Source organism: Pseudomonas lactucae, from assembly GCF_036688725.1.
Taxonomy (GTDB): Bacteria; Pseudomonadota; Gammaproteobacteria; order Pseudomonadales; family Pseudomonadaceae; genus Aquipseudomonas; species Aquipseudomonas lactucae.
The window spans coordinates 209,190-222,072 of the sequence record NZ_JAQQPT010000007.1; the positions used below are offsets into that span (position 1 = coordinate 209,190).

The 12,883-nt window shown below is 60.2% G+C and carries 9 protein-coding genes; all 9 read left to right on the plus strand.

Annotation, left to right across the window (positions count from 1 at the left end; genetic code table 11):
* Positions 1-57: 57 nt before the first annotated feature.
* The 9 genes from mtnA (at position 58) to V6M90_RS10475 (ending at position 12,794) form a co-directional block, all read left to right on the plus strand.
* Positions 58-1,128 carry an S-methyl-5-thioribose-1-phosphate isomerase gene (gene mtnA / locus V6M90_RS10435; protein ID WP_332846433.1) on the plus strand — a complete coding sequence of 357 codons (1,071 nt, stop codon included), beginning with the start codon at positions 58-60 and terminating at the stop codon, positions 1,126-1,128.
* A gap of 423 nt (positions 1,129-1,551) precedes the next feature.
* Positions 1,552-4,206 carry a DNA gyrase subunit A gene (gene gyrA / locus V6M90_RS10440; protein ID WP_003172648.1) on the plus strand — a complete coding sequence of 885 codons (2,655 nt, stop codon included), beginning with the start codon at positions 1,552-1,554 and terminating at the stop codon, positions 4,204-4,206.
* Positions 4,207-4,316: 110 nt separating this feature from the next.
* Positions 4,317-5,402 carry a 3-phosphoserine/phosphohydroxythreonine transaminase gene (gene serC / locus V6M90_RS10445; protein ID WP_078732182.1) on the plus strand — a complete coding sequence of 362 codons (1,086 nt, stop codon included), beginning with the start codon at positions 4,317-4,319 and terminating at the stop codon, positions 5,400-5,402.
* Positions 5,402-6,496: a prephenate dehydratase gene (pheA, locus tag V6M90_RS10450; RefSeq protein WP_003172650.1), complete on the plus strand. Its 1,095-nt coding sequence runs from the start codon at positions 5,402-5,404 to the stop codon at positions 6,494-6,496. Before serC ends, pheA begins: the two co-directional genes overlap by 1 nt.
* A gap of 9 nt (positions 6,497-6,505) precedes the next feature.
* Complete coding sequence (gene hisC, locus V6M90_RS10455) at positions 6,506-7,618, plus strand: histidinol-phosphate transaminase (RefSeq protein ID WP_003172651.1); 1,113 nt, start codon at positions 6,506-6,508, stop codon at positions 7,616-7,618.
* 28 nt (positions 7,619-7,646) lie between these two features.
* Complete coding sequence (locus tag V6M90_RS10460; protein ID WP_332846449.1) at positions 7,647-9,857, plus strand: bifunctional prephenate dehydrogenase/3-phosphoshikimate 1-carboxyvinyltransferase; 2,211 nt, start codon at positions 7,647-7,649, stop codon at positions 9,855-9,857.
* On the plus strand, positions 9,854-10,543 hold the full coding sequence (cmk, locus tag V6M90_RS10465; RefSeq protein WP_003172653.1) for a (d)CMP kinase: 690 nt from the start codon (positions 9,854-9,856) through the stop codon (positions 10,541-10,543). The genes V6M90_RS10460 and cmk overlap by 4 nt, the downstream gene beginning before the upstream one ends.
* A gap of 120 nt (positions 10,544-10,663) precedes the next feature.
* Positions 10,664-12,349 (plus strand): 30S ribosomal protein S1, encoded by a 1,686-nt coding sequence (gene rpsA / locus V6M90_RS10470; protein ID WP_003189774.1) that lies wholly within the window; start codon positions 10,664-10,666, stop codon positions 12,347-12,349.
* A 160-nt stretch (positions 12,350-12,509) separates the two neighbouring features.
* Positions 12,510-12,794 carry a hypothetical protein gene (locus V6M90_RS10475; protein WP_141064946.1) on the plus strand — a complete coding sequence of 95 codons (285 nt, stop codon included), beginning with the start codon at positions 12,510-12,512 and terminating at the stop codon, positions 12,792-12,794.
* The last annotated feature ends 89 nt before the right edge of the window (positions 12,795-12,883 follow it).

Sequence of the window (12,883 nt, forward strand, 5' to 3'; positions counted from 1 at the left end):
TCCTGGCTGGCGGATCGCTATAATCGGCGGCTTTTGTTCATGAGTGCGGAGTAAGGGATGCGCGATCGACTGTTGGCTTTGGAGAACGTGAAGGCCATCGATTGGCGCGACGGCACGCTGCACCTGCTCGATCAGCGCGCCTTGCCGTCCCGTGAAAGCTGGGTAGCGTGTGCGACAGTCGAAGCAGTGGCCGCGGCCATTCGTACGATGGTGGTGCGTGGTGCGTCGGCCATCGGCATCAGCGCGGCTTATGGTCTGGTGCTGGCGGCGCGTGTGCGCATCGCCCAGGGCGGTGACTGGCAGGCCGCATGGGAAGAAGACTACGCACTGCTGGCCAATAGCCGTCCGACCGCATCGCATCTGTTCTGGGCACTTGCGCGCATGCGTGATCGCCTGGACCGCCTCAAGAAGCACGCCGACCCGCTGGTGGCGCTGGAAGCCGAAGCTATGGCGATTCATGAAAGCGACCGCGAAGCCAATCTCGTCATGGCCCAGTTGGGCGTTGAGCGAATTCGCAAGCATCAGGGCAACGCCCAGGCGATTCTCACCCACGGCAATACCGGCGCGTTGGCCACCGGCGGTGTCGGGACGGCCCTGGGGGTGATTCGCGCCGCGTTCCTGGAGGGCCTGGTCGAGCAGGTGTATGTCAACGAGACCCGCCCCTGGTTGCAGGGTTCGCGGCTGACAGCCTGGGAGTTGGCGGGCGTCGGCATCCCGGTCATGGCGAATGCCGACTCGGCCGGTGCGCATATCCTCAAGACCAAGGGCGTGACCTGGGTCATCGTGGGCGCTGACTGCATTGCGGCCAATGGCGATGTGATCAGCAAGATCGGGACCTATCAGCTGGCGGTTTGCGCCATGCACCACGGTGTACGCTTTATGGTGGTGGCGCCGAGTTCGAGCCTGGATCTGATGATGGCCACCGGTGAAGAGGTCGCTCTGGAGCAGCGTGATGTGGGCGAGTTGCTTGAGGTGAATGGGCAACGGTTGGACGTGCAGGCGTTCAATCCGGTGTTTGATGTGACACCGGCCGATCTGATTGATGTCATCGTCACTGAAAAAGGTGTGGTAGAGCGGCCGGACGCGGCCAAACTGGCCAAGTTGATGTGCCGTAGGCGTCTGCATTAAGGGGCTGTGGTGTCTGTGAAATTGCTATCGGGGGCAAGCCCCTCCCACGTTTCAATTGCGAGCACAGTCAAAATGTGGGAGGGGCTTGCCCCCGATTGGTCCTCAAAGTCAATAAACCTTGTGGATCCGCCCTCAAAAAAAAGCATCACCCCACCTCTGAGCCCCTCTCGTCCCCCTCAAGCCTGTCATCCGTCAAATTACTAGTCTCCATGCGCATCAGGGGGATAGGTGCGTGGCGGCGATTGTGATAACATCCGGCGGTTTCCAGGGCTGCCCCGAGGGGTGGCCTATAACGTGCAGATCCGTGTCATAACTCGTTGATTTGTCGTAAGTCGTTGCCAGGCACTCTGCCGGCAGCGGCGAGCTTCGTTCGTCCCATATGGATGTGACGAGGTTTCACCCGAAAAAGGAATCAGGCTTCTCATGGGCGAACTGGCCAAAGAAATCCTCCCGGTCAATATCGAAGACGAGCTGAAACAGTCCTACCTCGACTACGCGATGAGCGTAATTGTCGGTCGGGCACTGCCTGATGCGCGCGATGGCTTGAAGCCCGTGCACCGGCGTGTGCTGTTCGCGATGAGCGAGCTGGGTAACGACTGGAACAAGCCGTACAAGAAATCTGCCCGTGTTGTTGGTGACGTGATCGGTAAGTATCACCCTCACGGCGACACTGCGGTGTACGACACCATCGTTCGGATGGCCCAGCCGTTTTCCCTGCGCTACCTGCTGGTAGACGGCCAGGGTAACTTCGGTTCGGTCGACGGCGACAACGCCGCGGCGATGCGATACACCGAAGTGCGCATGACCAAGTTGGCGCACGAGCTGCTGGCCGACCTGCATAAAGAAACCGTGGACTGGGTGCCGAACTACGACGGCACCGAAATGATCCCGGCGGTCATGCCGACCCGTATTCCCAACCTGCTGGTCAACGGCTCCAGCGGTATCGCCGTGGGCATGGCCACCAACATCCCGCCGCACAACCTCGGTGAAGTCATCGACGGTTGCCTGGCCCTCATCGACAACCCCGAGCTGACCGTCGACGAGCTGATGCAATACATCCCCGGTCCGGACTTCCCGACCGCCGCGATCATCAACGGTCGCGCCGGCATCATCGAAGCCTACCGCACCGGCCGCGGCCGTATTTACATGCGCGCCCGCTCGATCATCGAAGACATCGACAAGGTCGGTGGTCGTCAACAGATCGTCATTACCGAACTCCCATACCAGTTGAACAAGGCGCGTCTGATCGAGAAGATCGCCGAGCTGGTTAAAGAGAAGAAGCTCGAAGGCATCACCGAGCTGCGCGACGAGTCCGACAAAGACGGTATGCGTGTGGTGATCGAACTGCGTCGCGGCGAAGTACCGGAGGTGATCCTCAACAACCTCTACGCCCAGACCCAGTTGCAAAGCGTATTTGGTATCAACGTCGTTGCGCTGATCGACGGCCGTCCGCGCATCCTGAACCTCAAGGATCTGCTGGAAGCCTTCGTGCGTCACCGTCGCGAAGTGGTCACCCGTCGTACCGTGTTCGAACTGCGCAAGGCCCGCGAGCGCGGCCATATCCTGGAAGGCCAGGCGGTTGCGCTGTCGAACATCGACCCGGTGATCGCCCTGATCAAGGCCTCGCCAACCCCGTCGGAAGCCAAGGAAGCGTTGATCAGCACGCCTTGGGAATCGAGCGCCGTGGTGGCCATGGTTGAACGTGCCGGTGCCGACTCGTGCCGTCCGGAGACCCTGGACCCGCAATACGGTCTGCGCGAAGGCAAGTACTTCCTGTCGCCGGAACAGGCCCAGGCCATCCTGGAACTGCGCCTGCACCGCCTGACCGGGCTGGAACACGAGAAGCTGCTGGCCGAGTACCAGGAGATCCTCAACCAGATCGGCGAGTTGATCCGCATCCTCAACAGCGCCGTGCGCCTGATGGAAGTGATCCGCGAAGAACTGGAAGTGATCCGCGCCGAATATGGCGACGTGCGCCGTACCGAAATCCTCGATGCGCGCCTCGACCTGACCCTGGGTGACATGATCCCGGAGGAAGAGCGTGTGGTGACCATTTCCCACGGTGGCTACGCCAAGACCCAGCCATTGGCTGCGTACCAGGCCCAGCGTCGTGGCGGTAAAGGTAAATCGGCTACCGGCGTGAAGGATGAGGACTACATCGCGCACCTGCTGGTCGCCAACAGCCACACCACGCTGCTGCTGTTCTCCAGCAAGGGCAAGGTGTACTGGCTGAAAACCTACGAAATTCCCGAAGCGTCGCGTGCCGCCCGTGGTCGTCCGCTGGTCAACCTGCTGCCGCTGGACAGTGATGAATACATCACCACCATGCTGCCGGTCGAGGAATACACCGAAGGTCACTTCATCTTCATGGCCACCGCCAAAGGCACCGTGAAGAAGACGCCGTTGGAGTCCTTCAGCCGTCAGCGCAGCGTGGGCCTGATCGCTCTGGAGCTGGATGAAGGCGACGTACTGATCTCCGCCGCCATCACCGATGGCGAGCGTGAAGTCATGCTGTTCTCCGACGGCGGCAAGGTCACGCGTTTCAAAGAGTCCGACGTTCGCGCCATGGGCCGTACCGCCCGCGGTGTGCGCGGCATGCGCCTGCCGGAAGGTCAGAAGCTGATTTCGATGCTGATTCCGGAAGAAGGCAGCCAGATCCTCACCGCTTCCGAGCGTGGTTATGGAAAACGCACCGCCATCAGCGAGTTCCCGGAGTACAAACGTGGTGGTCAGGGCGTTATTGCCATGGTCAGCAACGATCGCAACGGCCGTCTGGTCGGCGCGGTCCAGGTGCTCGACGGCGAGGAAATCATGCTGATTTCCGACCAGGGCACGCTGGTACGTACCCGTGTGGCCGAAGTGTCGAGCCTGGGTCGTAACACCCAGGGCGTGACGCTGATCAAGCTGGCCAAGGACGAAAAACTGGTCGGCCTGGAGCGTGTGCAGGAACCGTCGGAAGTCGAAGGTGAAGAGCTGGAGGGCGAGGAATTTGACGGCGAGGTGGTCGCAGCAGGCGATGACAACGTCGACGAGCCAACCCTCGACGCAGCCGCAGACGAAGAAGAACCGCAGGAATAAGCGGACACACAGGGGGCGGATGAAGATTCGCCCCCTTGTTGTTTGTCCCTTGTGAAAGTATTGAATACCCGTTTATTGCACCACCCCACCAGATCAGAGTGAGATTGGATGTGAGCAAGAGAGCCTATAACTTCTGTGCCGGTCCCGCGGCGCTTCCTGAAGCAGTCCTGCAGCGCGCGCAGGGTGAACTCCTCGACTGGCATGGAAAAGGCCTCTCCGTGATGGAAATGAGCCATCGCAGCGATGAGTTCGTGTCCATTGCCACCAAGGCCGAGCAGGATCTGCGCGACTTGCTGGACATCCCATCGAACTACAAAGTGCTGTTCCTGCAGGGCGGCGCCAGCCAGCAGTTCGCGCAAATACCGCTGAACCTGCTGCCGGAAGACGGCACCGCCGACTACATCGACACCGGTATCTGGGGTCAGAAAGCCATTGAGGAGGCCTCGCGTTACGGGCATGTCAATGTGGCCGGTACCGCCAAACCCTACGACTACTTCGCCATTCCCGGTCAGAACGAATGGAAGCTGTCGAAGGGCGCGGCCTACGTGCACTACGTTGCGAACGAAACCATCGGCGGCCTGGAATTCGACTGGGTGCCGGAAGTCGGCGACGTACCGCTGGTATGCGACATGTCTTCGGACATCCTCTCGCGCCCGATCGATGTGTCGCGCTACGGCATGATCTACGCCGGTGCGCAGAAGAACATTGGCCCGAGCGGGATCCTGGTCAACATTATCCGCGAAGACCTGCTGGGCCGCGCCCGTTCGCTGTGTCCGACCATGCTCAACTACAAGGTCGCGGCCGATAACGGCTCGATGTACAACACCCCGCCGGCGTTCGCCTGGTACCTCTCCGGCCTGGTGTTCGAGTGGCTCAAGGAGCAGGGCGGCGTGGCGGCCATGGGCAAGCTCAACGAGGTGAAGAAACGCACCCTGTACGATTTCATCGACGCCAGCGGCCTGTACAGCAACCCGATCAACCTCACCGACCGCTCGTGGATGAACGTGCCGTTCCGCCTGGCTGATGACCGCCTGGACAAGCCGTTCCTGGCGGGTGCCGACGAGCGTGGCCTGCTGAACCTCAAGGGCCACCGCTCGGTGGGTGGCATGCGCGCCTCCATCTATAACGCTGTCGACATCCACGCGATCAACGCGTTGGTTGCCTACATGGCAGAGTTCGAAAAGGAACACGGCTAATGTCTGAACAAGAGCTCAAGGCCCTGCGCGTGCGCATTGACAGCCTGGACGAGAAAGTCCTGGAGCTGATCAGTGAGCGTGCGCGATGCGCCCAGGAAGTGGCGCGGGTGAAGATGGCGTCCCTGGCTGAAGGCGAAGTGCCGGTGTTCTACCGTCCCGAGCGTGAAGCCCAGGTGCTCAAGCGCGTGATGGAACGCAACAAGGGGCCGTTGGGCAACGAAGAGATGGCGCGGTTGTTCCGTGAAATCATGTCGTCGTGCCTGGCCCTGGAGCAGCCGCTCAAGGTCGCGTACCTCGGTCCCGAGGGCACGTTCACCCAGGCGGCGGCCATGAAGCACTTCGGTCACGCAGTGATCAGCAAACCGATGGCGGCCATCGACGAAGTGTTCCGTGAAGTCGCGGCCGGTGCAGTGAATTTTGGCGTGGTGCCGGTGGAAAACTCCACTGAAGGCGCGGTCAACCACACGCTGGACAGCTTCCTCGAGCACGACATGGTGATCTGCGGCGAAGTCGAGCTGCGCATCCACCACCACCTGCTGGTGGGCGAAAACACCAAGACCGACAGCATCAGCCGTATCTATTCCCACGCCCAGTCCCTGGCCCAGTGTCGCAAGTGGCTGGACGCCCATTACCCGAATGTCGAGCGCGTGGCGGTGTCCAGCAACGCCGAAGCGGCCAAGCGGGTCAAGGGTGAGTGGAATTCGGCAGCCATTGCCGGGGATATGGCGGCGGGCCTCTACGGGCTGACGCGCCTGGCCGAGAAAATCGAGGATCGCCCGGACAACTCCACGCGTTTCCTGATGATCGGCAGCCAGGAAGTGCCGCCGACCGGCGACGACAAGACCTCGATCATTGTCTCCATGAGCAACAAGCCCGGCGCACTGCATGAGTTGCTGGTGCCGTTCCACGACAACGGGATCGACCTGACACGCATCGAGACGCGGCCTTCGCGCAGTGGTAAATGGACCTACGTGTTCTTTATCGACTTCATCGGCCACCACCGCGACCCACTGGTTAAAGGTGTACTGGAAAAGATCAGTCAGGAAGCCGTGGCGCTCAAGGTGCTGGGCTCTTACCCGAAAGCGGTTTTGTGAGGCGTTAACATGAGTGGCAACTTCCTCGCCCTGGCGCAGCCGGGCGTGCAACAACTGTCGCCTTACGTCCCGGGCAAGCCTGTGGACGAGCTGGCGCGTGAGCTGAACCTGGATCCTTCGAAGATCGTCAAGTTGGCGAGCAACGAGAACCCGCTTGGCCCGAGCCCCAAGGTGTTGGCGGCCATCCGTGAAGAGCTGGCCGAGCTGACCCGCTACCCGGATGGCAACGGCTTTGCCCTCAAATCGCTGCTGGCGCAAAAGTGCCGTGTCGAGCTGAACCAGGTGACCTTGGGCAACGGCTCCAACGACATCCTTGAACTGGTCGGCCGTGCTTACCTGGCGCCGGGCCTGAATGCGGTGTTCAGCGAGCACGCGTTTGCGGTCTATCCGATCGTCACCCAGGCCGTTGGCGCGCAAGCCCGTGTCATTCCCGCCAAAGACTGGGGCCATGACCTGCCCGCGATGCTGGCGGCCATCGATGCCAACACGCGTGTGGTGTTTATCGCCAACCCGAACAATCCGACCGGTACCTGGTTCGATGCACAGGCGTTGAATGCATTCCTGCAAGACGTGCCGGAGCATGTGCTGGTGGTGCTGGACGAGGCTTACATCGAATACGCTGAAGGCAGCGACCTGCCGGATGGGCTGGACTTCCTGGCGGCCTACCCGAACCTGCTGGTATCGCGCACCTTCTCCAAAGCCTATGGCCTGGCGTCGCTGCGGGTCGGTTATGGCCTGTCCACGGCAGTGGTCGCCGACGTGCTGAACCGCGTGCGCCAACCGTTCAACGTCAACAGCCTGGCCCTGGCGGCGGCGTGCGCGGCGCTCAAAGATGCCGAGTATCTGCAAGAAGGTCGACGTATCAACGAAAGCGGCATGCTGCAGTTGCAGGACGGTTTCCGTGATTTGGGCCTGGGCTGGATCCCGTCCAAGGGCAACTTCATCTGCGTCGACCTCGGCCAGGTGGCTGCCCCGGTATTCCAGGGCTTGCTGCGTGAAGGCGTGATCGTGCGTCCGGTGGCCAACTACGGCATGCCGAACCACCTGCGTATCACCATCGGCCTGCCGGCTGAAAACAGCCGCTTCCTGGAGGCGCTGGCCAAGGTTCTGGCTCGTGGGTGATGTCACTGCATTGCAACCTGCTGTGCCTATGATCGGTCGCCTGGTGGTGGTCGGCCTGGGGTTGATCGGCGGCTCCTTCGCCAAAGGTCTGCGCGAAAGCGGGTTGTGCGGCGAAGTGGTCGGTGTGGACCTGGACCCGCAATCGCGCAAACTGGCCGTTGAACTGGGGGTGGTGGATCGCTGTGAAGCGGACCTGGCATTCGCGTGCCAGGGCGCCGACGTGATCCAGCTTGCCGTGCCGATCCTGGCCATGGAAAAGCTGCTGGCGATGTTGGCTGGCATGGATTTGGGCAACGCGATTCTCACGGACGTCGGCAGTGCCAAGGGCAATGTGGTGCGCGCGGCGCAGTTGGCCTTTGGTGGCATGCCGGCGCGCTTCGTGCCGGGCCATCCGATTGCCGGCTCCGAGCAGAGCGGAGTGGAGGCGTCCAATGCGCAGCTGTTCCGTCGGCATAAAGTGATCCTCACGCCGCCGGCGCAAACCGATCCGGCGGCGTTGGCGGTGGTGGACCGTCTTTGGCGCGAGCTGGGTGCGGATGTCGAGCATATGCAGGTCGAGCGTCACGACGAAGTGCTGGCGGCCACCAGTCATCTGCCGCATTTGCTGGCGTTCGGTCTGGTGGATTCGCTGGCCAAGCGCAACGAGAACCTTGAGATTTTCCGTTACGCAGCGGGTGGCTTTCGCGACTTTACGCGGATTGCCGGCAGCGACCCGGTGATGTGGCATGACATCTTCCTCGCCAATCGCGAAGCGGTGTTGCGCACCCTGGACACCTTCCGCAGCGACCTCGATGCCTTGCGTGACGCGGTCGATGCGGGGGATGGCCACCAATTGTTGGGCGTGTTCACTCGTGCGCGGGTGGCGCGCGAACACTTCAGCAAGATCCTGGCGCGCCGGGCCTACATGGAAACCACTGTGGACACCGATGACCTGATCTTCGTCGCCAACCCGGGCGGTGTCTTGAGCGGGCGTATCCGGGTACCAGGTGACAAGTCGATCTCCCATCGGTCGATCATGCTGGGGTCGTTGGCTGAAGGGGTGACTGAAGTCGAAGGTTTCCTTGAGGGTGAGGATGCCCTGGCCACCTTGCAGGCGTTTCGCGACATGGGTGTGGTCATTGAAGGCCCGCACCATGGGCGCGTGACCATTCATGGCGTGGGGTTGCATGGTTTGAAGGCGGCGCCGGGGCCGATTTACCTGGGTAACTCCGGCACGTCCATGCGCCTGCTGTCCGGGTTGCTGGCGGCGCAGAATTTCGACAGCGTGTTGACGGGCGATGCGTCGCTGTCCAAGCGCCCGATGAATCGTGTGGCCAAGCCTTTGCGGGAAATGGGGGCGGTGATCGAGACAGGTCCGGAAGGGCGCCCGCCGCTGACCATTCGCGGTGGCCAGTCGCTCACAGGCATGACCTACGCGTTGCCGATGGCGAGTGCCCAGGTCAAGTCCTGTCTGTTGCTGGCCGGGTTGTATGCCAAAGGCACTACAGCGGTGACGGAGCCCGCGCCGACCCGCGACCATACCGAGCGCATGTTGCGCGGCTTTGGTTGTCCGGTGGCGATTAATGGGGCCACCGCGTCAGTGGAATCGGGCCATGTGCTGACGGCCACCCACATTGAAGTGCCGGGGGATATTTCCTCGTCGGCGTTCTTCCTGGTGGCCGCTTCGATTGCCGAGGGCTCCGAGTTGTTGCTCGAGCATGTGGGGATCAATCCGACCCGAACCGGTGTGATCGATATCCTGCGCTTGATGGGCGCCGATATCACCTTGGAAAACCAGCGCGAAGTGGGTGGCGAGCCGGTTGCCGACCTGCGTGTGCGTGCGGCCGGGCTGAAGGGTATCGAGATTCCCGAAGCGCTGGTGCCGTTGGCGATCGACGAGTTTCCGGTGCTGTTTGTGGCGGCGGCCTGTGCCGAAGGGCGGACCGTTTTGCGTGGCGCTGAAGAGTTGCGCGTGAAGGAGTCCGACCGAATCCAGGTGATGGCCGACGGTCTGCTGGCACTGGGGGTGAAGTGTGAACCGACCCCTGATGGGATTATCATTGACGGTGGCCCGATAGGCGGCGGCGATGTGCATGCCCATGGCGATCACCGCATTGCCATGGCGTTCAGCGTCGCTTCCCTGCGGGCAACGGCGCCGATTCGTATCCATGACTGCGCCAATGTTGCTACGTCTTTTCCGAACTTTCTTACACTGTGTGCCCATGTCGGCATCCGTGTTGCCCAAGAGGCTCAATTGTGAATATCAAAGCACCGGTGATTACCATCGACGGGCCAAGCGGCTCGGGCAAAGGCACGATCGCCGGCATCCTGGCCAAGCGCCTGGGCTGGTGCCTGCTGGATTCCGGCGCGCTGTACCGCCTGCTGGCATTTGCCGCACGCAACCATGGCGTCGACCTGACCAACGAAGAATCCCTGAAGCTGCTGGCGGCGCACCTCGATGTGCAGTTCGTCGGGGCGACGGAAGGCCATCCGCAGCGCATCATCCTGGAAGGCGATGATGTGACGGATGACCTGCGCAACGAACAGGTCGGTTCCTGGGCATCCCAGGTTGCCGCGCTGCCGGCCGTGCGTGATGCCTTGCTGCAGCGCCAGCGGGCTTTCCAGGAGCCGCCAGGCCTGGTGGCCGATGGTCGCGACATGGGCACGGTGGTGTTTCCCGAGGCGCCGCTGAAGATTTTCCTCACCGCCAGCGCCGAGGAACGGGCCCGCCGGCGTTACTTGCAGTTGAAGGGCAAAGTCGATGGTGTTAGTCTGTCGAGTCTGCTAGATGAGATCCGTGCACGCGATGAGCGTGATACCCAGCGTGCAGTAGCCCCACTCAAGCCGGCGGCTGATGCCATACAGCTGGATTCCACGGAGTTGTCCATCGAGCAGGTGCTGGAACGCATCTTGAGTGAAATCGCCATTCGCGATATCGCCGGGTGATCAAGAAGGCCGCAGGGGACCAGTCATAGTCCTGCGGTGGCTTCTTTTAACTGAAACTGACCCACACCGTCTGGGGTGTGGAGATGGGCGTATTCTTCGCCCTTATCAACAGGAATTAAAATGAGCGAAAGCTTTGCGGAACTCTTTGAAGAAAGCCTAAAAACCCTGAACCTTCAGGCAGGCTCCATCATCACCGGTGTTATCGTTGATATCGATTACCAAGCTCGCTGGGTAACCGTTCACGCTGGTCTGAAGTCTGAAGCTCTGATCCCGCTAGAACAGTTCTACAACGATGCTGGCGATCTGACAATCAATGTCGGTGACGAAGTTCACGTTGCTCTGGACTCGGTTGAAGACGGTTTCGGTGAAACCAAGCTGTCCCGTGAAAAAGCCAAGCGCGCTGAATGCTGGATTGTTCTCGAAGCAGCCTTCGCAGCTGAAGAAGTGGTCAAGGGCGTTATCAACGGTAAGGTTAAAGGCGGCTTCACTGTCGACGTTAACGGCATCCGTGCGTTCCTGCCAGGTTCTTTGGTCGACGTTCGTCCAGTGCGCGACACCACGCACCTGGAAGGCAAGGAACTCGAATTCAAAGTCATCAAGCTCGACCAGAAGCGCAACAACGTTGTCGTTTCCCGTCGCAGCGTCCTGGAAGCAGAGAACTCCGCCGAGCGTGAAGCTCTGCTGGAATCCCTGCAGGAAGGCCAACAAGTCAAAGGTATCGTCAAAAACCTCACCGATTACGGCGCATTCGTCGATCTGGGTGGCGTCGATGGCCTGCTGCACATTACCGACATGGCTTGGAAGCGTATCAAGCATCCTTCCGAAATCGTCAACGTTGGCGACGAGATCGATGTCAAGGTTCTGAAATACGATCGCGAGCGCAACCGTGTTTCCCTGGGCCTGAAGCAACTGGGTGAAGATCCATGGGTCGCTATCAAAGCCCGCTACCCAGAAAGCACTCGCGTTACCGCGCGTGTAACCAACCTGACCGACTACGGCTGCTTCGCTGAGCTGGAAGAAGGTGTGGAAGGCCTGGTACACGTTTCCGAAATGGACTGGACCAACAAGAACATCCACCCTTCGAAAGTCGTACAAGTCGGCGACGAAGTGGAAGTTATGGTTCTGGACATCGACGAAGAGCGTCGTCGTATCTCCCTGGGCATCAAGCAGTGCAAATCTAACCCATGGGAAGATTTCTCTGGCCAGTTCAACAAGGGCGATAAAATCTCCGGCACCATCAAGTCGATCACCGATTTCGGTATCTTCATTGGTCTGGACGGCGGCATCGACGGCCTGGTTCACCTGTCCGACATCTCCTGGAACGAAGTGGGCGAAGAAGCTGTTCGTCGTTTCAAGAAGGGCGACGAGCTGGACACCGTTATCCTGTCGGTTGACCCAGAGCGTGAGCGCATCTCCCTGGGCATCAAGCAACTGGAAAGCGATCCGTTCTCCGAGTACGTTCAAGAGAACGACAAAGGCGCCATCGTTAAAGGCACTGTGAAAGAAGTTGACGCCAAAGGCGCCATCATCGTTCTGGCCGACGATATCGAAGCGACTCTGAAAGCCTCCGAAATCAGCCGTGACCGCGTTGAAGACGCACGTAACGTTCTGAAAGAAGGCCAGGAAGTAGAAGCCAAGATCATCAGCGTTGACCGCAAGAGCCGCGTGATCCAACTCTCCATCAAGTCCAAGGACGAAGTGGAAGAGAAAGAAGCTATCCAGAGCCTGAAAGAAGCTGCTCCGGAAGCTGCTGCTGACACCACCATGGCGGCACTGCTGCGCCAGGCAATGGCTAAGCAGAACTAAGTTCTGTAAAGCTGTAAAAAAGGGCGACTTCGGTCGCCCTTTTTTTTGGGTGAAATTTGCTGAATCAACAAGTTAGAACCAAGGCGTACAGCGCGATGTCGGAACTGGTTATAGTTTTAAGAAAGACTCTTTCCATGTTGCGGCTTCAGTAAGGATTTGAATGAACAGGCTGATGGTAGTACTCGTATTGGCATTGATTGCAGGCTGCTCCGCCACCAGCGCCAAGACCCACGCCAAGCGTGGCGTCAGTGGTATCCAGATCGATTGCTCGGGCCTGGGCAATACCTGGGAGAAGTGCGAGAAGCGCGCCGCCCGTGAATGCAAGATGCAGGGTTATAAGGTCATCACCCGCTCCAGTGATGCCAAGGACGAGGAGGGCGACTATCTGTTCGGCTGGAACCCCGCCGGAGCGGTCACCCGTGCCATGCTGGTGATCTGCAACTGAGGCGGTCGCACATTCAATGTGGGCGTTTATTCAACTATCAGATAAGTTGATATATGGGCTGTTCAAATTCACCGAGTCATGCTAAAACC

Excerpts from the sequence above, each read along its gene's own strand:
- mtnA (WP_332846433.1), top strand. The coding sequence starts at position 58 with ATGCGCGATCGACTGTTGGCTTTGGAGAACGTGAAGGCCATCGATTGG.
- gyrA (WP_003172648.1), top strand. The coding sequence starts at position 1,552 with ATGGGCGAACTGGCCAAAGAAATCCTCCCGGTCAATATCGAAGACGAG.
- pheA (WP_003172650.1), top strand. The coding sequence starts at position 5,402 with ATGTCTGAACAAGAGCTCAAGGCCCTGCGCGTGCGCATTGACAGCCTG.
- hisC (WP_003172651.1), top strand. The coding sequence starts at position 6,506 with ATGAGTGGCAACTTCCTCGCCCTGGCGCAGCCGGGCGTGCAACAACTG.
- V6M90_RS10460 (WP_332846449.1), top strand. The coding sequence starts at position 7,647 with ATGATCGGTCGCCTGGTGGTGGTCGGCCTGGGGTTGATCGGCGGCTCC.
- rpsA (WP_003189774.1), top strand. The coding sequence starts at position 10,664 with ATGAGCGAAAGCTTTGCGGAACTCTTTGAAGAAAGCCTAAAAACCCTG.
- V6M90_RS10475 (WP_141064946.1), top strand. The coding sequence starts at position 12,510 with ATGAACAGGCTGATGGTAGTACTCGTATTGGCATTGATTGCAGGCTGC.